This window comes from Microbacterium sp. zg-Y625 (assembly GCF_030246925.1).
Lineage (GTDB): Bacteria > Actinomycetota > Actinomycetes > Actinomycetales > Microbacteriaceae > Microbacterium > Microbacterium jiangjiandongii.
In genome coordinates this window covers 1240514-1262015 of the sequence record NZ_CP126740.1, presented here as the reverse complement: position 1 = coordinate 1262015, position 21502 = coordinate 1240514, and the positions used below count along the sequence as shown (strand labels likewise).

The window sequence follows — 21502 nt, the reverse complement described above, 5'->3', positions numbered from 1 at the left end:
CGTGGGGTGGTGGGGGGTCGGCACAGGGCCAGCCCCCCAGTATACGTCGCGCGGCTGACCTCGCCGTCCGCGGCGCAAGACACCCCCTCAGGACGACCCGGCGTGCGACTCGCGATGGACGCCTCTGCGTGCGCGCCTCCGTAGCGTCGCCGGTGTGGAGATCATCAACGAGCTCATCCTGCAGGCGGTCGCCTCACCGTGGCTCTATCCCGTCATGTTCGCCGTCGCCGCCCTGGACGGGTTCTTCCCGCCGGTCCCCAGCGAGACGGTGCTGGTGGCGGCCGCGGCGGTCGCGGCATCCGCGGGGGGACCCGACATCGTGCTGCTGTGCGCCACTGCAGGAGCGGGAGCGGTCGTCGGGGACAACCTCGCATACCTTCTCGGGCGCACGGCCGGCACGCGCCGGTGGCGGTGGCTGCAGCGCCCCAGGGTCGCCGCCGCCTTCGCCTGGGCTCGGGCCACCCTCGAGCGACGCGGAGCGCTGCTCATCATCGGCGCACGGTACATCCCCGTCGGCCGGGTCGCGGTCAACATGTCCGCCGGCGCCGTGCGCTATCCGTGGCGCCGCTTTCTGCCGCTGAGCATCGTGGCGTCCGTCAGCTGGACCCTCTACAGCGCCGGCATCGGGCTCATCGCCGGTCACTGGCTCGCTGAACAGCCCGTCTTGAGCGCGTGTGCGGGGGTGATCGTCGCGCTTCTCATCGGCCTCGTGGTCGACCGGGTCGCGGCGCGGCGCCGGTCCCGCACGGGAGGCTTCGTTGTCGACACCCAGGAGGAACGAGGTAAAGTAAGCCTGTCCTAACATCAGGCTTCGCCCTCCGGAGGTTTCCGTGCCCCGCACTCGACTCGCCGTCGCCGCCCTGGCCGCGTCCGCCCTGCTTCTGTCCGGCTGCGCCGGAACCGCCGACGCACCGGCCGACGGCGCCACCGCTGAGGGTTCGGACGGGGCGTTCCCCGTCACGATCGAGCATGCGCTGGGCGAGACCACGATCACCGAGAAGCCGGAGCGCATCGCGACGGTCGCGTGGGCCAACCACGAGGTGCCGCTGGCCCTCGGCGTGGTGCCGGTCGGCATGAGCAAGGCGACCTGGGGCGACGATGACGGCGACGGCGTGCTGCCCTGGGTCGAGGAGCGCCTCGAGGAACTGGATGCCGAGACGCCGGTGCTCTTCGACGAGACCGACGGCATCGACTTCGAGGCCGTCGCCGACACGCAGCCGGACGTCATCCTCGCCGCGTACTCCGGGCTGACGGACGAGGAGTACGAAACGCTCTCGAAGATCGCGCCGGTCATCGCCTACCCGGACGTCGCCTGGGCCACGTCGTACGAGGACATGATCCGCCTGAACTCGGCCGCGCTCGGAATGGCCGAGGATGGCGAGCAGCTCATCGCCGATCTCGGCGCACGGGTTCAGGACGCCCTCGCCGCCCACCCTGAGCTGGCGGAGGCGAAGGTGCTCTTCTCCTACCTCGACCCCTCCGACTTCAGCAGCATCGGGTTCTACACCGAACACGACACCCGCCCCGGGTTCCTCGAAGGACTGGGTCTACCCCTGCCCGCCATCGTCGCGGAGGAGTCCGAGGGGACGGAGGCGTTCTACGTGACCGTCAGCTCGGAGCAGGCGGACCGGTTCGCCGACGTCGATGTGTTCGTCACCTACGGCTCCGCGGACGGCGCGATCATCGACCAGCTGCAGGCCGACCCGCTGCTCTCCCAGATTCCCGCTGTCGCGGAGGGCCGGATCGCGATCCTCGAAGACGGCACGCCGCTGGCGGCATCCGCGAATCCGTCCCCCCTGTCGATCGGCTGGGGCATCGACGAGTACTTCGCGGTACTCGCTGGTCCACTCGGCTAGCGAGCGTGGACGCCCTCCGCACGCAGGCACCCCTGCCGGACACCGCCGTCGTGCGGCGTCCGGCAGGGGTGCGCCTCGCGTGGGTGGGCGCCGGGGCGGCGCTGCTGCTGGTGCTGTCGATGACCTCCGTGGCGTTCGGCGTGCGCGACGCCTCCCCCTCCGAGATCCTCCAGGGGCTGACGGGGCAGACCGACGGCATCGCGCAGGCGGCGGTCGCCGCCCGCATCCCCCGCACCGTCCTTGCGCTCCTCGTCGGGGCGGCGCTGGCGATGTCGGGCGCGACGATGCAGGCCGTGACCCGCAACCCGCTCGCCGACCCCGGGATCCTCGGGGTCTCGGGCGGCGCGAGCCTGGCGGTGGTGATCGGCATCGCCTTCTTCGGGCTCTCCGCGCCCTACAGCGTCATGGCCGTCGCCATCGCCGGGGCGGCGGGCGCGGCGGTGTTCGTCTACGCCGTCGGCTCCCTCGGCCGCGGGGGCGCCACACCGCTCAAGCTGACCTTGGCAGGCGCCGCGACCTCCGCCGCCTTCACCTCGCTGGTGAGCGCCGTGCTGCTCCCCCGCGTCGACGTGATGGAGACCTTCCGGTTCTGGCAGATCGGAGGCGTCGGAGGCGCCACATGGGACCGCATCGCCGCGCTCTCGCCGGTGCTCGCCCTGGGTGCCATCGTGTGTCTGGTCACGGCCCGCGGCATGAACTCGCTCGCACTCGGCGACGACCTGGCCGCCGGCCTGGGCGAGAACGTGGCCCGCACGAGGCTGATCGCGGCCGCCGGCGCCATCGTGCTCTGCGGGGCGGCGACGGCCATCGCGGGTCCCATCGCGTTCGTCGGACTGGTGATCCCCCACCTCTGCCGCCTGCTGGTGGGCACCGACCACCGGTGGCTGCTGCCGATCTCTGCCCTCGCCGGGGCGGCGCTGCTGGTGGCCGCCGATGTCGTCGGGCGCGTCATCGCGCGGCCGGCCGAGCTCGAGGTCGGCATCCTCACTGCCGTCATCGGTGCTCCCGTCTTCATCTGGATCGTGCGACGACAGCGGGTGAGGGAGCTGTGAGCACCACGCAGACCTCCCCCCGCGCGGCCGCGCCGAACCGTGACGTCGCCGCCGGCCGCCGTGCGCGGCAGCGGCGGCGAGCGCTGCTCACCATCGCGCTGGCGCTGGCCGTCGTCGCCGTGTACGCCCTCAGCCTGATGGTCGGCAGGACGTTCTACCCGCCCCTCGACGTGCTGCGCGTCATCGCCGGCGAGACCGTACCGGGCGCGTCGTTCACCGTCGGCGAGCTGCGGCTGCCCCGCGCCACGCTGGGACTCGTCGCAGGCCTCGCCTTCGGCCTCGCGGGCGTCACGTTCCAGACGATGCTGCGAAACCCCCTCGCATCGCCCGACATCATCGGCATCACGTCCGGCGCGAGCGCCGCCGCCGTCGTGGGCATCATCGTGCTGTCGCTGAACGGGACCGCCGTGTCGCTGCTGGCCCTCGGCGGCGCGCTGGTCACCGCCGCCGCGATCTATCTGCTGTCGAACCGGGGCGGTTTCGCCGGCACCCGGCTGATCCTCATCGGCATCGGAGTGGCGGCGATGCTCGACAGCGTCGTGACATATGTGCTGTCGCGGGCGGCGGCGTGGGATCTGCAGACCGCCATGCAGTGGCTGACGGGGAGTCTCAACGGGGCGACGTGGGCGACGGTGCTGCCCCTCGCCGCGGCCTGCGCCGTGGTGGTGCCGATCATGCTCTCTCAGGCACGCAACCTGGGTGCCCTGCGGCTGGGTGACGACACCGCCGCGGCTCTGGGGGTGCCCGTCGGGCGCACCCGCATCGCTCTGATCGTCGGCGCCGTCGTGCTGCTCGCCTTCGCCACGGCCGCCGCCGGGCCCATCGCGTTCGTGGCGTTCATGGCCGGGCCCATCGCCGCCCGCCTGGTGGGAGCAGGCGGATCCCTCCTCGTGCCCGCCGCTCTGATCGGCGCGCTGCTCGTGCTCGTCGCCGACCTCGTCGGGCAGTTCGCGTTCGACAACCGCTACCCGGTGGGGGTCATCACCGGCGTCCTCGGCGCCCCCTACCTCATCTACCTCCTCATCAGGACCAACCGCTCGGGAGGCTCGCTGTGAGCATCGCCCACACTCTCACCGCCGAGTCGCTCACCCTCGGCTACGGCGATCGCACCGTGATCGAGGGACTCGATCTCGAGGTGCCGCCCGGGCGCATCACCGCCATCGTCGGGGCGAACGGCTGCGGCAAATCGACGCTGCTGCGCGCGCTCGCCCGGCTCATCGCCCCGCAGTCGGGGGACGTGCTGCTCGACGGCCGCTCGCTGCGCAGTCGTCCGACGAAGGAGGTCGCACGCACGCTCGGGCTGCTCCCGCAGAGTCCCGTGGCGCCCGAGGGCATCGCGGTATCCGATCTCGTCGGGCGCGGTCGCCACCCGCACCAGAAGATGCTCGCGCGGTGGAGCGAACGGGACTATGCCGTCGTCGCGCAGGCACTGCACGACACGGGCACCACCGAACTGGCCGACCGCGCGGTGGACGAGCTCTCCGGGGGGCAGCGACAGCGCGTCTGGATCGCCATGGCGCTCGCGCAGGAGACCGACGTGCTGCTGCTGGACGAGCCGACGACGTTCCTCGACGTGGCGCACCAGATCGAAGTCCTCGACCTGCTCACCGACCTGAACCAGGCGCGGGGCACCACGATCGTCATGGTCCTCCACGACATCAACCTGGCCGCGCGCTATGCCGATCACGTCTTCGCCCTGCGCTCAGGACGCGTGGTGGCCTCGGGCCCCCCGTCGGAGGTCATCACCGATGCGCTCATCCGCGAGGTGTTCGACCTCGACTGCCTGGTCGTGCCCGACCCGGTGTCGGGTACGCCCATCGTGCTCCCCCGCGGCCGGCACCATGTGCGCGGCGTCGCGACATCCGCTTCCTCCCCCACGACCGGAGACTCCGATGGCCCCGCCCGCTAGCACGTCACGCTTCTTCCGCGCCCGGGTCAAGGCGATCACCGACCTGACCCCCAGCTTCCGGCGGTTCACCTTCACCGGCGATGACCTGGACGAGTACGGCGACCCCGGCCTCGACCAGCGGGTCAAGCTCGTCTTCCCCACCGCAACGCTCGGGCTCGACGCCATGCCCACGGGCGACGACTGGTATCTGCGGTGGCGGGACCTGCCCGAGGATGCCCGCCTCCCCTTCCGCACCTACACGACCCGGGCCGTCCGCCGGGCGCACCGCGAGGTCGACATCGACATGGTCGCCCACGACGTGCTCGGTCCGGCATCCGCCTGGATCGCCGGGGCCGCCATCGGCGATGAGGTGCTCATCTTCGCCCCCACCACCGCCCACACGGGCGTCAGCTACGGCATCGATTTCGTTCCGCCTGCCCGCGCCGAACGGGTGCTGCTGGCCGGCGACGAGACCGCAGCGCCCGCCCTCGCCGTCATCCTCGAGCAGCTGCCTCCGGACGCGAAGGGCGTGGTCGTGCTCGAGGTTCCCCACCCGGGCGACACCGCCTACCTCCCCCGGCACGCCGGCTTCGAGTACCGCGTGCGCGCCCGCTCGGCCGAGCGTCACGAGCACCTGCTGCCCTCGGTCACCGACGCCGCCGTTCACCTCGCTCCCGCAGGACGCGGGTCACTGGTGGAGGAGATCGACGTCGACAAGGACATCCTCTGGGAGGTGCCCCGCACCGCGAAGGGAGGCGCCGCACTGAAGAGCGCGCCCCTTTACGCATGGCTTGCCGGCGAGTCCGGTGCCATCAAGGCGCTGCGACGCTGCCTGGTCTCCGAGCACGGCGTGGACCGCCGCGCGGTCGCGTTCATGGGCTACTGGCGACTGGGCAGAGCCGAGAACTGACACCGCTCCGGGCCGATCAGCCCGCGCGCTGCTCCTGAGCGTGCCCGAGCCGCAGCCCGGGAACAAGCGTGAACAGCGCCGCGGCCGTGCCGAGCGCGAAGACCGCGACGAACCCGGCTCCTGTCGCGGCGAACGCGAGGAACACCAGACCCATCGTGGCGATGACGACGGCGGAGCCCACGGCATCGGAGATCGACAGCGCCGAGGAATTGAACCCCTGGTTCTGCGGCGTCGAGTACGCCAATGTCAGCACGGTCAGACGCGGGTACATCAGCCCCATCCCGGCACCGGCCAGCGACCAGCCGGCGACCAGCAGCGCGGGATGCAGGTGCCACAGGGACGTCAGCAGGGCCACGGCGATCGCGGTGGTCAGCAGCGCCGTGCCGATGAGGGTGACGCGGGCGTTGCCGAGCCGGTCGCCCCAGCGACCCTGCACCCACGCGCCCAGCGCCCACATGATGGCGGCGACGGTGAGGCCGAGCCCCGCCCACACCGGTGAGAACCCGTACTCGTCGATGAGGAGCTTGGGCACATAGACCTCTGCGCCGAAGAGGGCGCCGGCGATGACGCCGCGCATGAGCACGACGCTCGGCAGGCCGCGTGCCGCGCGGAGCGTCCCCCGCGGCAGGAGCGGACGCACGGTCACGGCGATGACGACGACGGCGGCCAGCACGACCACCGGCATCCAACCGTCGGCGCCGCCGGCGAGGCTCAGCGCGAGGGCGCCGGCCGCGACGAGCACGGCGAAGAGCAGGCGGGCACCCAGCGGCGTGCGGTCGGGGTGCGCGGTGCCGAGATCGGCGCCGCGCAGGCGCGCCCAGACGAGGACGAACGCGACGACGGTGAGCACAGCGACCCCGAGGAAGACCCACCGCCAGTGGAGGAACTCGGCCACCGCGCCCGCGAGAACCGGGCCGACCAGCGACGGCACGACCCAGGCGGCCGAGAACGCCGCGAACACGCGCCCGTGCAGGTGCCCGGGAAAGACGCGGGCCACGACGACGTACAGGGCCACCGTCTGGCCACCGGTGCCGAGTCCCTGCAGCAGACGGCCCGCGACGAGCACCTCCATGGTGGGGGCGACGCCGGCCGCCACCAGCCCGGCGGCGAACAGCACGACGGAGGCGGTCAGCGGTCCCAGCGGGTTCGAGCGATCGCACCAGGCACCCGCGACCACCATGCCGATGACACTCGTCGCGACGGTCGCGGAGAACGCCGCCGCATACAGCGCCTCCCCGTCGAGGTCGGCGCTGACCACGGGCATGACGGTGGTGACCGCCAGCGCCTGCGTGGCCGCGAGGAGGATCATGGCGACGGCGCCGGCGGTCACCCAGACGAACCGCGGCGACCAGATGCCGGGCGTGACCTCGGTGCTCATGCGCGGGACAGCGCGCCGATGCGCTCGACGGCCTCCTGCAGCACCTCCGGCGCACAGCCCAGGTTGATGCGCACATGGCCGGCGCCCTGCGCGCCGAACGCCGGACCCTGGTTGAGGGCGACCTTCGCCTCGCGCAGGATCTTCGCGGCGGGGTTGTCCCCCCAGCCGAGAGCGGTGAGATCGACCCACGCGAGGAATCCGGCCTCCGGGATGCGGTAGCGCGCCGACGGCAGGTGGGTTGCGAGCAGCTCCGCCAGCAGGCGCCGGTTGACATCGAGGGCGGCGAGCAGCGAATCCCGCCAGGGGTCGCTCTCCGGCGAGAACGCGGCGATGTTGGCGAGCGCGCCGAACAGCCCGGTGCGCCACTCGACCTCGGCGGGAAGCGCCGTCAGCATCGCGGCCGTGGCGTCGGAGCCGGCCACCATGACCGCGCACTTCAGACCGGCGAGGTTGTAGGTCTTGCTGGCACTGGTCACCGCGAAGGCGTGCTCCGCAGCGAGCGGGGACGCCGCCAGATAGGGCGTGAAGGTGACGTCGGGCTGGGTCAGCGGGGCGTGGATCTCGTCGCTGATGACCGTCACCGCGTGCCGGTCGGCGATCTCGGCCAGCGCGGCAAGGGTCTGCCGCGAGTGCACCGTCCCCGTCGGGTTGTGCGGGCTGCACAGCAGCATCGCGCGCGCGCCCGCGGCGAACGCTGCCTCGATGCCCTCGAGGTCGAGGCGCCATCCTTCGCCGGTCTCGGCGAGCGGCACGCGCACGACGACGCCGCCGGCCTCCTCGATGGCATCTGTGAAGGGCGGATACACCGGCGGGGTGATGACCACGCCGTCGCCGGGGCGGATGACCCGGCGCAGCAGCTCCACGACCCCCATGATGACGTCTCCGGTGGACCTCACGCGCTCCGGCGCCACCGCCCACTCCCACCGGCGCCGGGCGTAGGCGGCGAAGGCGTCGCGGATGCCGGGGTCGGGAGGCGTGTAGCCGGTGTCGCCGCGGGCGACGGCCCGCGCCAGCACCTCGGTGATGGGTTCGGCGAGCGGGAAGTCCAGCTCGGCGACGAACAGCGGCAGCACGTCGTCGGGGTAGGTCCGCCACTTGGTGCTGCTGCGACGGCGCAGCTCGTCCAGCGGCACGGCGCGCAGGGGGGTGGGTGTCACGGTTCCAGCTTGGCACGACGCCCGCCGGACGACGGCGCGCGGCGACTCGGGGCGCCATGCAGAAGGCCCAACGCCCGGTCAGGGCGTTGGGCCTTCTCACGTCAGATGGCGAAGCCGAGGGCGCGCATCATGTCGCGCCCGTCATCGGTGATGCGCTCGGGGCCCCACGGCGGCATCCACACCCAGTTGATGCGGAACCGCTCGACGACCTGGTCCAGAGCCTGTGCGGTCTGCTCTTCCAGCACGTCGGTGAGCGGGCAGCCGGCCGAGGTGAGCGTCATGTGGATCACGAGAGCGTCGTTCTCGTCGTCCCACGCGAGGTCGTAGATGAGGCCGAGGTCGACGACGTTGATCCCGAGCTCGGGGTCCATGACGTCCTTGAGGGCCTCGATGACCTCTTCGTACTTGTCGGTGGTGAGCGTCGCGGTCATGACGCGATCCTACGCGCCCGCGTCGGCGACGGGCTCGAGGTAGCGGTCGTAGCCCTCGCTCTCAAGACGGTCGGCCAGCTCGGGGCCGCCCTCCTCGGCGATGCGTCCCGCGACCATGACGTGCACGAAGTCGGGACGGATGTAGCGGAGGATCCGCGTGTAGTGGGTGATGAGCAGCACGCCGAGGCCCGTGTTCTCCTTGGCGCGGTTCACGCCCTCGGAGACGATCTTCAGCGCGTCGACGTCGAGGCCGGAGTCGGTCTCGTCGAGCACCGCGATCTTCGGCTTCAGCAGCTCGAGCTGCAGGATCTCGTGTCGCTTCTTCTCGCCACCGGAGAAGCCCTCGTTGACGTTGCGCTGCGCGAACTTGGGGTCCATCCGCAGGTTCTTCATGGACTCCTTGACGTCCTTGGTCCAGGTGCGCAGAGCCGGTGCCTCACCCTCGATGGCGGTCTTGGCCGTGCGCAGGAAGTTCGTCACGGTGACGCCAGGGATCTCGACCGGGTACTGCATCGCGAGGAACAGGCCGGCGCGTGCGCGCTCGTCCACGGACATCGCGAGCACGTCCTCGCCGTCGAAGGTGATGGAGCCGCCGGTGACGGTGTACTTCGGGTGGCCGGCGATCGTGTAGGCGAGCGTCGACTTGCCCGAGCCGTTGGGGCCCATGATGGCGTGGGTCTCACCCGTGCGGATGGTCAGCGTCACGCCGTTGAGGATGGGGGTCGTTCCCTCATCGGTCTCGACCGTCACGTGCAGGTCGCGGATCTCGAGGACAGACATGTCAGACTTCCTTCTTCAGGTTCGGGTCGATGAGCACGTCGTCGCCGTCGATCTGGACGACATAGACGGGGACGGGCTCGTAAGCGGGGAGGTTCAGGGGACGGCCGGTGAGCAGCGAGAACGCCGAGCCGTGGGCCCAGCACTCCAGGGTCTCCCCCTCGACGAATCCCTCGGACAGCGAGATGTCGCCGTGCGTGCAGGTGTCGCCGATGGCGTGCACCTCACCGTTGGAGTCCAGAACGAGGGCGATCGGCACGCCGTCGACCTCGACCCGGCGGGCGGTGTCCTGCTCGAGCTCGCTCAGCGCGCAGACGCGGGTGGCGGTCATTCCTGCACCCCTGCGTCGAGCTCGGCGAGGATCGCCGCGGTGAGCTCCTCCTCGAGCGAGGGGATGCCGGTCTTCTGCACGATCTCGCCGAGGAACCCCACCACGACCAGGCGCCGCGCTTCGGCCTCGTCGATGCCACGGGCCTGCAGGTAGAACAGCTGCTCGTCGTCGAAGCGACCGGTGGCGCTGGCGTGGCCGGCGCCCTGGATGTCCCCCGTCTCGATCTCGAGGTTCGGAATGGACTCGGCGCGGGCGCCGTCGGTGAGCACCAGGTTGCGGTTGGCCTCGTACGAGTCGGTGCCGCTGGCATCCGCCCCGATGAGCACGTCGCCGATCCAGACGCTGCGTGCACTCTCGCCCTGCAGCGCGCCCTTGTAGAGCACGTCGCCCTTCGTGTGCGGACCCTTGTGGTGCATGTACACCTGGCTCTCGAGGTGCTGCCCGGCGTCCGAGAACGAGACGCCGTAGAGCTTGCATTCCGAGCCTGCTCCGGCGAGCTCGACCGAGGGGTTCACACGCACGACGCCGCCGCCCAGGCTGATCACGACGTGGGTGAGGGTCGCGTCGCGGTCCACCCGCGCCTGGTGGGATGCCACGTGCACCGCGTCGTCGTCCCAGCGCTGCACCGTCACGAGGTTCAGCCGGGCGCCGTCGCGCACGATGATCTCGACGTTCTGCGCGTACTGCGCGGAACCGGAGTGGTACAGCAGCACCGTGGCGGCCGAGTTCGGCATGGCCTCGACGATGATGTGGGCGTTGCCGTGGGCACGCGCGTCGCGGCCCACGAGGTCCACGCGCAGCAGGCCTTCGTGCTCCTCGTTCGCCGGAATGCGCAGGTGCAGCGCGTCGGGGCTCTGCTTCCAGGCGATGGCGGCGGCGACGTCCTCGGGGCGGAACACCTCGCCGCGCACGGCGGCCTCGTGGCCGACCGACGCGACGCGCAGGGTCTCGGGCACGTCGAGGCGGTACTCGACGGCCTCGGAGGCGCTGGTGTCCTCGTCGACCAGCACCGCGCCGAGGCGGGCGATCGGGGTGTGCTTCCAGTTGACCTCACGGCCGGTGGGGGCGCCGAAGTCGGCGGGGTCGAACGAGGTGGGACGCTCGGAGCGCGTCTGCACCGGGACGAACGCGGCGGCAGGGTCGATGTGGCCCTCCGCGCCGGCGACGGGGGCCTGGGTGACGGTGGTCATCAGCCGACGGATCCTTCCATGCCCATCTCGATGAGCTTGTTCAGCTCGAGGGCGTATTCCATGGGCAGCTCGCGGGCGATGGGCTCGATGAAGCCGCGGACGATCATCGCCATCGCCTCGTCCTCGGGCATGCCGCGGGACTGCAGATAGAACAGCTGCTCTTCGCTGACCTTCGAGACGGTCGCCTCGTGACCCAGCTGCACGTCGTCCACGCGGATGTCGATCGCGGGGTACGTGTCGGAGCGGGACTTGGTGTCGACGAGCAGGGCGTCGCAGCGCACCGTGTTGGCGGAGTGGTGCGCGTTGGCGTCCACTCGCACCTCACCGCGGTAGCCGGCACGTCCGCCGCCGCGCGCGATCGACTTCGAGATGATCGACGACTGCGTGTACGGGGCCATGTGGATCATCTTCGCGCCGGCGTCCTGGTGCTGACCGGGACCGGCGAAGGCGACCGACAGGGTCTCGCCCTTGGCGTGCTCGCCCACCAGGAAGATCGACGGGTACTTCATCGTCACCTTCGAGCCGATGTTGCCGTCGACCCACTCCATCGTCGCGCCCTCGTGGGCCACGGCCCGCTTGGTGACGAGGTTGTAGACGTTGGTCGACCAGTTCTGGATGGTCGTGTAGCGGACGCGCGCGTTCTTCTTGACGATGATCTCGACGACCGCGGAGTGCAGCGAGTCGGACTGGTAGATCGGCGCGGTGCAGCCCTCGATGTAGTGCACGTACGAGCCCTCGTCTGCGATGATCAGCGTCCGCTCGAACTGGCCCATGTTCTCGGTGTTGATGCGGAAGTACGCCTGCAGCGGGATGTCGACGTGCACGCCCTTCGGGACGTAGACGAACGAGCCGCCGGACCAGACGGCGGTGTTGAGCGCGGCGAACTTGTTGTCACCGGAGGGGATGACGCTGCCGAAGTACTCCTCGAAGAACTCGGGGTGCTCACGCAGGGCCGTGTCGGTGTCCATGAAGATGACGCCCTGGTCCTCCAGCTCCTTCTGGATCTGGTGGTAGACGACCTCGGACTCGTACTGGGCGGCGACGCCGGAGACCAGGCGCGCACGCTCCGCCTCGGGGATGCCGAGCCGCTCGTACGTGTTCTTGATGTCCTCCGGAAGGTCCTCCCAGGTCTGGGCCTGCTTCTCGGTGGAGCGCACGAAGTACTTGATGTTGTCGAAGTCGATGTCGCTGAGGTCGGCGCCCCAGGTGGGCATCGGCTTGCGGTCGAACAGCTGCAACGCCTTCAGGCGGGTCTTGAGCATCCACTCGGGCTCGGCCTTGAGGGCCGAGATATCGCGGACGACGGCCTCGCTGAGGCCTCGCTTCGCGGTGGCGCCGGCGGCATCGGGATCGTGCCAGCCGAACTCGTACACCCCCAGCGAATCAAGCTCGGGACGGTCGATGAGCACATCCGACATGACGATTCCTCCTCTGGGCCGCAACGGTGTCATCCGTCCCGGCATTCACGTCCCCCCGTGGAGTTCCGAGGGGGTGATGCCGCTTTCGGGCCCGCTCAACTGGCGCGCAATCGCGCCTAGACTGTAAGAGATGACCGGCGCTCACGCGCGGCATCCCACCCCATGAGTCTACAGGCAGCGCCGGGATCCGGCGTGGCCGCGCGGACCGCCCATCCCGATGCGGTGCGCATTCCCAGGAGGCGACGACATGTCCCACGCGGCCGCAGCGACGACCCGCTCGTCCCGCCTGCTCGATCGGCTCCCCGATCGCGTCGATCGGCGGGTGCGCGTCTTCGCCTGGCTGTCGTTCCTGGCCGAGGTGCTCATCATCGCCACCGGCGGTGCGGTGCGCCTCACCGGGTCGGGGCTCGGCTGCCCGACGTGGCCCACCTGCACCCCCGATTCGCTGGTGAACACGCCCGAGATGGGCATCCACGGTGTCATCGAGTTCGGAAACCGCACCCTGACGGGACTCGTCGGAATCCTCGCCCTCATCGTGGTCGTGCTGGTCTGGCGCATGCGCGCCGAGCGCCGCGACCTGTTCGCCCTGTCGCTCGTCGTGCTGGGCGGCGTCGTCGCGCAGGCCGTCGTCGGCGGCATCACGGTGCTGACGGGCCTGAACCCCTTCATCGTGGGCTTCCACTACGTCGCTTCGCTCGTACTCGTGTGCGTGTGCGCCGCGTTCCTCGTGCGCATGCACGCCGCCCCCGGTTCTCGCGCGCTCGCGGTGCCCCGCTGGTACGCGATCACGACGCACGTGACCACGCTGGCCCTGGCCCTCACGATCGTCTTCGGCGTGCTCACCACCGGCGCCGGCCCGCACTCGGGCGATGCGGATGCCGGTCGCAACGGCTTCAACGCCGAGCTGCTCGAGCACGTGCACGCCTGGCCCGGCTATGCGCTGTTCGCCCTGGTGCTGCTGCTGACGGCCGTCGCCTGGTCGCGGCGCCTCCCCACCCGGGCATGGGTCACCGCGCTGCTGGGCGTCGTGCTGGTGCAGATCGCCGTCGGCCTGTACCAGGCGCGCAACGGCCTGCCCGAACTCGCCGTCGGCGTACACATGGTGCTCGCGGCCCTGGCGGCGGCGACGATGACGGTCGTCGTGCTGCGACTGAAGGCGCCGGCAGCGCCGACCAGCGACCGCGCCGAAGAGCTGCACATAGCGCACGCATAGCGCGCTCCCTGGCTCTGTCCGGGTAAGAGGCGCAGGCTGGGCACCCCCTCGCGGCATCGGCCGCGTTCCCAGCAAGGAGCAGCATGACCTCTCGCGCCCGCCTCGCCCGCAGCATCCCGTTCTGGATCCTCGTCGTGGGATCGCTGGCCACCGCCATCGCCGGCGCGGTCATGCTGTTCGATCGCCTCACCGTCATGGCGACCGCTCTGGCGGCGGGAACGGCGACGGGCATCGAGGTCTACGTGGGCCAGGTCGAGGCGGTCGTCGGCGGCATCCTCGTGGGCGCAGGCCTCGTCGGTCTCGCGCTGGCGCTCACCGTCGCGTCGGCGCGTTCGCTCGTACCGGCCGCGTCCGCCGCGGTGCCGGCCCCCGAGCCGTTCGACGGGCCGGCGGTGCACTCGACCTCGGCCACCGCCTCCCCCGCGTCCACCGCCGGTTCCGGTCCCGCTCCGGCCGGAGGCCCCGCGGCGCACGTCACGACGGTGGACGCCGCCGGCCCCGCCCCCGCCCTGACGAAGCCGCGCGTGGACGCGTCCGACCCCGAGGCGCCCCGCCCCTGACCTGACGCGGGTGGGCGGGCGGGGGCGGCGGGCGGGCGCCGCGACCGCCGGCATGCGCCGTCCGCGGCATCCGCGCCGTCCGGCATCCGCGCCCGCGGCGCCGCCGCAGCTTCGGAGATGACCTCGAACCTCGGAGCCCGCCCGGGCTTTGCCTCCGCAAATGCGTCCTTCTCCGACGACGTGGCGTCGCGGCCTTACCGGACGCGGTGCAGCCCTTGGCCGACCGCACGCGCGATGCGGTCCTGCACGGCCGGCCAGTCGTCGATGACCTGCGGATAGGTCACGCGGATCACGTGGTACCCCCGCAGCAGAAGCTCAGCGTCGTGCGCCACATCGTCAGCTCGCTGCCGCCCGACGTGCTCACCGCCGTCGATCTGGATGACCAGCCGGTCCCCGATGAGGAAGTCGACCCGGTGTCCCTCGATCCAGGCCTGCGGCACGATGCGGACGCGCAGCCACCGCAGCCGCACGGCGAAGATGGTCTCCAGCCCGGACCCGGCGAACGGGTGCGCCTCGGCGAGCAGTCGGCGGGATGCCGCCGGCAGCGGCATCCGCGCGAGCACGTCCATCGTCGCGAGCCCCTGCTGCAGTGCGGACTCCCACACCGCCAGCGCGACCTCGTGGGGCTGACACGACGCGACGATCGTCAGGACGTTCTCGATCGGGTCCGCGAGGACGTCGGGATGCCGCGGCACGAGCGGTTCCGCCCAGTGCACCACCGGGCGCGAGGCCTTGTGCCCCGCCGCGTGGGGAAGGGCCGCGACATGGGGGCGCTCCTCGCGCAGCACCCACAGCCCGCGACGCCGCGCCTCCGTGATGCACGACAACACCACGCCGCCGCGCGCCGCCGCGACGAGTTCGGCATCCGCGCCCGGGATCGCCACCCAGTCCCGCCGCACGCGGGACAACAGCCCGCGCTCCAGGGCCATCCGGATGCAGTAGCGCGTCCACCCCTCGCGCTGCAGCGACGACACCCGCGCCACACCGCCTCGGACGGCGATCCGCTCACACAGGCGGCGGATCGCCGTCTCGGTCCTCATCTCGGCTGCCATGGCGCCTGAGCATGCCCGCCCCGCGCGGCGTCCGCTGCGCCCCACCGACGAACCGTGGACGAAGAGGGCATCCACACACCTGTGGAGGCCGCGCTGCGGACCCACCCCCGCCCCAGCGTCGGCGTCCTGGGAAGCCACAACTTCGGGGATCGCCGTTGTCCCGGAGCCGACGGCCCGATGCCCTCCGAAGAACTGCTTATCCCCGAAGAACCGGCGGCGCGGCGGCGACGCGGGGCGGCGCGCAACGGCGGCGGCGCGCAACCGGGGACGCGGGCGGCGCAACCGGCCGGGATCAGAAGGGCAGGAGCGGGTCGACGGCGATCGCGACGAACAGCAGCGTCAGGTAGGTGATCGACGCGTGGAACACCCGCATCGGCTTGGGCTCCGTGCCGCGCACCGCACGGTTGTAGAGCACGTGGGATTCGTAGACGAACCAGCCGCCGAAGACCAGGGCCGACACCGTGTACACGAGCCCCATCTCGCCCACCGGGATCAGCAGCAGCGAGCACGCGACGGTGGCCCATGCGTAGAGGATGACCTGCAGGCCGACCTGTGTGCCGTTGCGGGTGGCGCCCAGCATGGGCACCTCGACCTCGGCGTAGTCGCCCTTGTACTTCATCGACAGGGGCCAGTAGTGCGGCGGCGTCCAGAGGAACACGAGCGCGAAGAGGATGAACGCGCTCCACGACAGCGAGCCGGTCACGGCGGACCAGCCGATCAGCACCGGGAAGCAGCCGGCGATGCCGCCCCAGACGATGTTCTGCTCGGTGCGGCGCTTGAGGATCATCGTGTAGATCACGACGTAGAAGAAGATGGCCCCGACCGACAGCGAGGCGGCGACCCAGTTCGTCGTCGCGAGCAGCCAGACGGTGGATGCCACGGCCAGCACCCACGAGAAGATGAGCGCCCCGCGGGCCGAGACCTCGCCGGTGACGATGGGGCGGCGGGCGGTGCGCTTCATGTGCGCGTCGATGTCGCGGTCGAGGTACATGTTGAACGCCGCCGCGGAGCCGGCGCTCATCGAGCCGCCGATCACGGTGGCCAGCACCAGCCAGACATTGGGGAACCCGCCCTGCGCGAGGATCATCACCGGCACTGTGGTCACCAGCAGCAGCTCCAGCACGCGCGGCTTCGTCAGCGCGACGTAGGCGCGGACGGTGCGTCCGAACGAGGGGGCCGCCGTCTGCACACTGCCCGACGTCGTCGTGATGTCCATTTCCCCCGCTATCGCCGCTGCCTGCCTTCTCAGTCTAGGCCATGGCCTTCGCGCGGCGAGCCGGTGCGGCATTGTCACACAGGCACAAGACCGCCCTCCCCTGTACCCCACTTCGCTATGCTGAACCCACACGCGCGCCGGTGCCCGCCGGCCGCCGTCACCCCTTGCGAACGAGGGCTGCGGACCGGCCCTGGGATGGCGCACTCCCTCGAGAAAGGCGACCTAGTGTCGGAGTTGCAGTGGGAAGAGATCGACCGGCGCGCGGTGGACACCGCCCGAGTGCTGGCAGCCGATGCCGTGGAGAAGGTCGGCAACGGCCACCCCGGCACCGCCATGAGCCTCGCACCGGCCGCCTACCTGCTGTACCAGCGGGTGCTGCGCCACGACCCCACCGACACCCACTGGCTCGGCCGTGACCGCTTCATCCTGTCGGCGGGGCACTCGTCGCTCACGCAGTACGTGCAGCTGTACCTCGGCGGCTTCGGTCTGGAGCTCGACGACCTCAAGGCGCTGCGCACGTGGGGTTCGAAGACCCCCGGCCACCCGGAGTTCCGTCACACCGACGGTGTCGAGATCACCACGGGTCCGCTCGGGCAGGGTCTGGCCTCCGCGGTCGGGTTCGCCTACGCCGCGCGCTACGAGCGCGGCCTCTTCGACCCCGAGGCTCCGGCGGGAACCTCCCCCTTCGACCACTTCGTCTACGTGATCGCCGGCGACGGCGACCTGCAGGAGGGCGTGACCAGCGAGGCGGGGTCGCTCGCCGGCCACCAGCAGCTCGGCAACCTCATCGCCATCTACGACTCCAACCAGATCTCCATCGAGGACGACACGAACGTCGCCTTCACCGAGGACGTGGCCGCACGCTACGAGGCCTATGGCTGGCACGTGCAGACGGTCGACTGGAAGCGCACCGGCGAGTACGTCGAGGACGTCGCCGAGCTCTATGCGGCGATCGAGGCGGCCAAGGGCGAGACCGACCGCCCCTCGCTCATCGTGCTCAAGACCATCATCGGGTGGCCGTCCCCCGGCAAGCAGAACAGCGGCAAGATCCACGGCTCCGCCCTCGGTGCCGACGAGCTCGCCGCGACGAAGAAGGTGCTGGGCTTCGACCCCGAGAAGACCTTCGAGGTGGCCGACGACGTGATCGCGCACACCCGTGCCCTCGCCGAGCGCGCCGCGCCCGCCCGCGCCGAGTGGCAGCAGGCGTTCGACGCCTGGGCCGAGGCCAACCCCGAGCGCAAGGCACTGCTGGACCGGCTCGAAGCCGGTGAACTGCCGGCGGACATCGCCGACGCGCTCCCGACGTTCGAAGCCGGCAAGGACGTGTCCACCCGCGCCGCGTCGGGCCTCGTGATCAACGCTCTGGCCGCCGAGCTGCCCGAGCTGTGGGGCGGATCGGCCGACCTGGCAGAGTCCAACCTCACGACGATCAAGGATGCCAAGAGCTTCATCCCCGCCGAATGGTCGACCCACGAGTGGTCGGGTTCGCCCTACGGCCGGGTGCTGCACTTCGGCATCCGCGAGCACGCCATGGGCGCCATCATCAACGGCATCAAGCTGCACGGCCCCACCCGTCCGTTCGGCGGCACCTTCCTCATCTTCAGCGACTACATGCGCCCCGCGGTGCGTCTGGCCGCTCTGATGGACATCCCGTCGATCTTCGTCTGGACCCACGACTCGGTCGCCCTCGGCGAGGACGGCCCGACCCACCAGCCGATCGAGCAGCTGGCGACGCTGCGCGCGATTCCCAACTTCACTGTCGTGCGCCCCGCCGACGCGAACGAGACGGCTGCGGCATGGCTCGAGATCCTGCGCCGCAACGGCGGTCCCGTCGGCATCGCGCTGACGCGCCAGAACATCCCGGTGTTCCCCCGGGGCACCGGTGACGCCGACGGCGACGCGTTCGCCTCGGCGGACAACGTGGCCAAGGGCGCGTACATCCTCGCGGAGGCTCCCGGGGGCACGCCGGACGTCATCCTCATCGCCACCGGTTCCGAGGTGCAGCTGGCCGTCGCCGCCCGCGAGACGCTCGCCGCCGAGGGGGTCAACGCCCGCGTGGTGTCGGCGCCGTCGCTCGAGTGGTTCGCCGAGCAGGATGCCGCCTACCGCGAGCAGGTCCTGCCGTCCGCCGTGAAGGCGCGGGTGTCGGTCGAGGCCGGCTCCCCCCTGACGTGGCGCGGGGTCGTCGGCGACGCCGGCCGCTCCGTCGCGATCGACCACTTCGGCGCATCGGCCGACTACAAGACCCTGTTCCAGAAGTTCGGCATCACCGCCGACGCGGTCGTGGAAGCGGCACGCGAGACTCTCAAGGAGACCCACGCATGACCACGCCCACCCCCACGCAGGCCCTGTCCGACGCCGGCGTCAGCATCTGGCTCGACGACCTCTCCCGCCAGCGCATCACCACCGGCAACCTGCAGCAGCTCATCGACACCCGCAACGTCGTCGGGGTGACCACGAACCCGACGATCTTCCAGGGCGCGATCTCCGCCGGCATCGGCTACGAAGAGGCCATCGCCGCCCAGGCTGCCAAGGGCGCGTCGACGGACGACACGATCTTCTCGCTGACCACCACCGACGTGCAGAGCGCGTGCGACATCTTCCGCCCCATCTACGACGCCACGAAGGGTGTCGACGGCCGGGTGTCGATCGAGGTCTCCCCCGACCTCGCGCACGACACCGCCGCGACCGTCGCCCAGGCCAAGGAGCTCGCGGCGGCCGTCGACCGGCCGAACGTGCTGATCAAGATCCCCGCGACCAAGGCCGGGCTGCCCGCGATCACCGAGGTCATCGCCGCAGGCATCTCGGTCAACGTCACGCTCATCTTCTCGCTGGAGCGGTACGCCGAGGTCATCGAGGCATACCTCACGGGTCTCGAGCAGGCCAAGGATGCCGGTGTCGACCTCACCGGCATCCACTCCGTGGCCTCGTTCTTCGTCTCGCGGGTCGACACCGAGGTCAACAAGCGTCTCGAGGCCGTGGGCACCGGCGAGGCCGAGGGGCTCATGTCGCTCGCGGGTGTCGCCAACGCGCGCCTGGCCTATGAGCTGTTCGAGCAGAAGTTCGCCGAGAAGCGCGCGACCGACCTCGTGGCAGCCGGTGCCAACGTGCAGCGTCCCCTGTGGGCCTCCACCGGCGTCAAGGACCCGAAGCTCCCCGACACGCTCTACGTCACCGAGCTCGTCGCCCCCGGCACCGTCAACACCATGCCCGAGAAGACCCTCGAGGCGACGTTCGACCACGGCCAGATCACCGGAGACAGCATCAGCGGCACCTACGAGGCTGCGCACAAGGTCTTCGACGACCTCGACCGCCTCGGGATCGACCTCGTCGAGGTCACCCAGCTGCTCGAGGACGAGGGCGTGGACAAGTTCATCGCGTCCTGGCACGAGCTGCAGGGCACCGTCACCGCAGCGCTCGAAGGGGCGAAGGCCGACGCATGACCTTCGACATCCGGGTGACCGGGCATGCGAAGGCGGCGGTCGAGCGCACGCTTCCCGGGCTCGTCGCCGACCTCGTCGCCAGCGGCATCACGGCGGGCGACGGGAGCCTGTGGGGTGCCGAGGCCGAGGCCGAGGCATCACGTCGGCTGGGATGGGTGCAGGCCGTGAGCGTCTCCCGGCCGCTGGTCCCCCAGATCACCGCCCTGCGCGACGAGTTCGCCGCCCGGGGGATGACGCGCATCGTGCTGGCCGGCATGGGCGGGTCGTCGCTTGCTCCCGAGGTGATCGCACAGACCGCGGGCCGACCCCTGGTGATCCTCGACTCCACCGCCCCCGGGCAGGTGCTCGCCGCCATCGACGGTGACGCCGAGACCGGCGGCCTGGCCGAGACGGTGCTGGTCGTGTCGTCGAAGTCGGGCTCGACGGTCGAGACCGATTCGGCCCTGCGCGCCTTCGAGGCGGCGTGGCTGGATGTCGGGATGGACCCCGCCGAGCACGTGGTCGTCGTCACCGACCCCGGCTCGCCCCTCGACGAGCGGTCGCAGGCTGCCGGGTATCGCGTGTTCCACGCCGACCCGACGGTGGGCGGACGCTACTCCGCCCTCACCGCGTTCGGTCTGGTCCCCACGGGACTGGCGGGGGTCGACATCTCGGAACTCCTCGACGAGGCCGAGGCGACCCTGCTCGAGGTCGCCATCGACAGCGCCGACAACCCGGCGCTCGTACTCGCCGCGGCCATCGCCGGCGGTGATCCCCGTCGCGACAAGCTCGGTCTCGTGAGCGACGGCACGCACATCGTGGGGCTTCCGGACTGGATCGAGCAGCTCGTCGCGGAGTCCACGGGCAAGGACGGCACCGGCATCCTTCCGGTGGTCCTCCTCCCGGTCTCGCCCGAGCTCGATACCCGTCCGGCGGATCTGCAGATCCTCCGTCTCGTCGACGAGGCGCGCGAGTTCCACCTGTTCGAGCAGCACGAGGGCGAGATCCTTGTCAGCGGTTCGCTCGGCGCCCAGCTCGTGGTGTGGGAGTACGCGACCGCGATCATCGGCCGCCTCCTCGGCGTGAACCCCTTCGACCAGCCGGATGTGGAGTCGGCCAAGGTCGCCGCCCGCGGACTGCTCGACGTGCGGCCCGCCCCGACACAGCCGGCGTTCACCGAACGCGGCATCGAGGTGCGGGTGTCCGACCCCGCCCTCGCTGCCCGGGGTACCATCGCGGGCGTGTTCGAAGAGCTGTGGGCGCGCGTGCCTGCGGACGGCTACGTGTCGCTGCAGGCATATGTCGACCGGCTCGACCTGTCGCAGCTCGCCGGGCTGCGCGAGATGGTCGCGGCAGACAGCGGCCGCCCCACGACGTTCGGCTGGGGTCCGCGCTTCCTGCACTCCACGGGCCAGTACCACAAGGGCGGCCCCGCCACCGGCGTCTTCGTGCAGATCCTCGACGCCGGCGAGGTCGACCTGGAGATCCCGGGGCGGCCCTTCACCTTCGCCGAGCTCATCCGCGCGCAGGCCGCCGGTGACGCCACCGTGCTCGCCCAAACCCACGGGCGACCCGTCGTCACCCTCACCCTCATCGAACCGCAGGCCGAAGTGCTGACGCTGTTCGAAGCCGTCCTGGAGGACTGAAAGAA

20 protein-coding genes are annotated in these 21502 nt (G+C 71.0%); 11 read left to right on the top strand and 9 right to left on the bottom strand.

The genetic code is table 11. The annotated features are described in order from the left end of the window. The first annotated feature begins 154 nt into the window (after nucleotides 1-154). Genes QNO14_RS05695 through QNO14_RS05670 form a run of 6 tightly spaced genes read left to right on the top strand, consistent with a single transcriptional unit; the run spans nucleotide 155 to nucleotide 5706 of the window. The gene (locus tag QNO14_RS05695; protein ID WP_257505919.1) at nucleotides 155-802 is read left to right on the top strand and encodes a DedA family protein; all 648 of its coding nucleotides are present in this window, start codon (nucleotides 155-157) and stop codon (nucleotides 800-802) included. 28 nt (nucleotides 803-830) lie between these two features. Further along, on the top strand, nucleotides 831-1856 hold the full coding sequence (locus tag QNO14_RS05690) for an iron-siderophore ABC transporter substrate-binding protein (protein WP_257493684.1): 1026 nt from the start codon (nucleotides 831-833) through the stop codon (nucleotides 1854-1856). Between the two features lie 5 nt (nucleotides 1857-1861). Further along, nucleotides 1862-2908, top strand: a complete 1047-nt coding sequence (locus tag QNO14_RS05685) for a FecCD family ABC transporter permease (protein ID WP_257493685.1) — start codon at nucleotides 1862-1864, stop codon at nucleotides 2906-2908. Continuing rightward, on the top strand, nucleotides 2905-3963 hold the full coding sequence (locus QNO14_RS05680; RefSeq protein WP_257505918.1) for a FecCD family ABC transporter permease: 1059 nt from the start codon (nucleotides 2905-2907) through the stop codon (nucleotides 3961-3963). Before QNO14_RS05685 ends, QNO14_RS05680 begins: the two co-directional genes overlap by 4 nt. Further along, entirely contained in the window at nucleotides 3960-4817 is an 858-nt protein-coding gene (locus tag QNO14_RS05675; RefSeq protein WP_257505917.1) for an ABC transporter ATP-binding protein, read from the top strand. The genes QNO14_RS05680 and QNO14_RS05675 overlap by 4 nt, the downstream gene beginning before the upstream one ends. Then, nucleotides 4801-5706: a siderophore-interacting protein gene (locus QNO14_RS05670; RefSeq protein WP_257505916.1), complete on the top strand. Its 906-nt coding sequence runs from the start codon at nucleotides 4801-4803 to the stop codon at nucleotides 5704-5706. The genes QNO14_RS05675 and QNO14_RS05670 overlap by 17 nt, the downstream gene beginning before the upstream one ends. A 16-nt stretch (nucleotides 5707-5722) precedes the next feature. Here the strand turns inward: QNO14_RS05670 and QNO14_RS05665 are convergent, their stop codons facing one another. The 7 genes from QNO14_RS05665 to sufB form a co-directional block, all read right to left on the bottom strand. After that, the gene (locus tag QNO14_RS05665; RefSeq protein ID WP_257505915.1) at nucleotides 5723-7084 is read right to left on the bottom strand and encodes an MFS transporter; all 1362 of its coding nucleotides are present in this window, start codon (nucleotides 7082-7084) and stop codon (nucleotides 5723-5725) included. Continuing rightward, nucleotides 7081-8241: a MalY/PatB family protein gene (locus QNO14_RS05660; RefSeq protein ID WP_257505914.1), complete on the bottom strand. Its 1161-nt coding sequence runs from the start codon at nucleotides 8239-8241 to the stop codon at nucleotides 7081-7083. The genes QNO14_RS05665 and QNO14_RS05660 overlap by 4 nt, the downstream gene beginning before the upstream one ends. Before the next feature lie 101 nt (nucleotides 8242-8342). Continuing rightward, the gene (locus tag QNO14_RS05655; RefSeq protein WP_257505913.1) at nucleotides 8343-8672 is read right to left on the bottom strand and encodes a metal-sulfur cluster assembly factor; all 330 of its coding nucleotides are present in this window, start codon (nucleotides 8670-8672) and stop codon (nucleotides 8343-8345) included. A gap of 9 nt (nucleotides 8673-8681) precedes the next feature. Further along, a complete protein-coding gene (gene sufC / locus QNO14_RS05650) occupies nucleotides 8682-9452 on the bottom strand; it encodes a Fe-S cluster assembly ATPase SufC (RefSeq protein ID WP_257505912.1) in 771 nt (256 codons plus the stop codon). A 1-nt stretch (nucleotide 9453) separates the two neighbouring features. Then, nucleotides 9454-9780, bottom strand: coding sequence for a non-heme iron oxygenase ferredoxin subunit (locus QNO14_RS05645; protein ID WP_257493693.1), 327 nt, complete (start codon nucleotides 9778-9780; stop codon nucleotides 9454-9456). Continuing rightward, the gene (gene sufD / locus QNO14_RS05640; RefSeq protein ID WP_257505911.1) at nucleotides 9777-10970 is read right to left on the bottom strand and encodes a Fe-S cluster assembly protein SufD; all 1194 of its coding nucleotides are present in this window, start codon (nucleotides 10968-10970) and stop codon (nucleotides 9777-9779) included. The genes QNO14_RS05645 and sufD overlap by 4 nt, the downstream gene beginning before the upstream one ends. Then, nucleotides 10970-12388, bottom strand: a complete 1419-nt coding sequence (gene sufB / locus QNO14_RS05635) for a Fe-S cluster assembly protein SufB (protein ID WP_257493695.1) — start codon at nucleotides 12386-12388, stop codon at nucleotides 10970-10972. Before sufB ends, sufD begins: the two co-directional genes overlap by 1 nt. A gap of 247 nt (nucleotides 12389-12635) precedes the next feature. Between sufB and QNO14_RS05630 the strand changes: the two genes are divergently transcribed. Then, on the top strand, nucleotides 12636-13601 hold the full coding sequence (locus QNO14_RS05630) for a COX15/CtaA family protein (RefSeq protein ID WP_257505905.1): 966 nt from the start codon (nucleotides 12636-12638) through the stop codon (nucleotides 13599-13601). Nucleotides 13602-13684: 83 nt separating this feature from the next. After that, complete coding sequence (locus QNO14_RS05625) at nucleotides 13685-14161, top strand: dinucleotide-utilizing enzyme (protein WP_285184580.1); 477 nt, start codon at nucleotides 13685-13687, stop codon at nucleotides 14159-14161. A gap of 194 nt (nucleotides 14162-14355) precedes the next feature. Here the strand turns inward: QNO14_RS05625 and QNO14_RS05620 are convergent, their stop codons facing one another. Both QNO14_RS05620 and QNO14_RS05615 read right to left on the bottom strand, forming a co-directional pair. After that, nucleotides 14356-15213, bottom strand: a complete 858-nt coding sequence (locus tag QNO14_RS05620) for an endonuclease domain-containing protein (RefSeq protein ID WP_257505902.1) — start codon at nucleotides 15211-15213, stop codon at nucleotides 14356-14358. A gap of 292 nt (nucleotides 15214-15505) precedes the next feature. Continuing rightward, nucleotides 15506-16429, bottom strand: a complete 924-nt coding sequence (locus tag QNO14_RS05615) for a heme o synthase (protein WP_257505901.1) — start codon at nucleotides 16427-16429, stop codon at nucleotides 15506-15508. A gap of 225 nt (nucleotides 16430-16654) precedes the next feature. Between QNO14_RS05615 and tkt the strand changes: the two genes are divergently transcribed. Genes tkt through QNO14_RS05600 form a run of 3 tightly spaced genes read left to right on the top strand, consistent with a single transcriptional unit; the run spans nucleotide 16655 to nucleotide 21497 of the window. Then, on the top strand, nucleotides 16655-18754 hold the full coding sequence (tkt, locus tag QNO14_RS05610) for a transketolase (RefSeq protein ID WP_257505900.1): 2100 nt from the start codon (nucleotides 16655-16657) through the stop codon (nucleotides 18752-18754). Next, the gene (gene tal / locus QNO14_RS05605; protein ID WP_257493702.1) at nucleotides 18751-19872 is read left to right on the top strand and encodes a transaldolase; all 1122 of its coding nucleotides are present in this window, start codon (nucleotides 18751-18753) and stop codon (nucleotides 19870-19872) included. The genes tkt and tal overlap by 4 nt, the downstream gene beginning before the upstream one ends. Then, nucleotides 19869-21497, top strand: coding sequence for a glucose-6-phosphate isomerase (locus QNO14_RS05600; protein WP_257505898.1), 1629 nt, complete (start codon nucleotides 19869-19871; stop codon nucleotides 21495-21497). The genes tal and QNO14_RS05600 overlap by 4 nt, the downstream gene beginning before the upstream one ends. Nucleotides 21498-21502 lie beyond the last annotated feature (5 nt).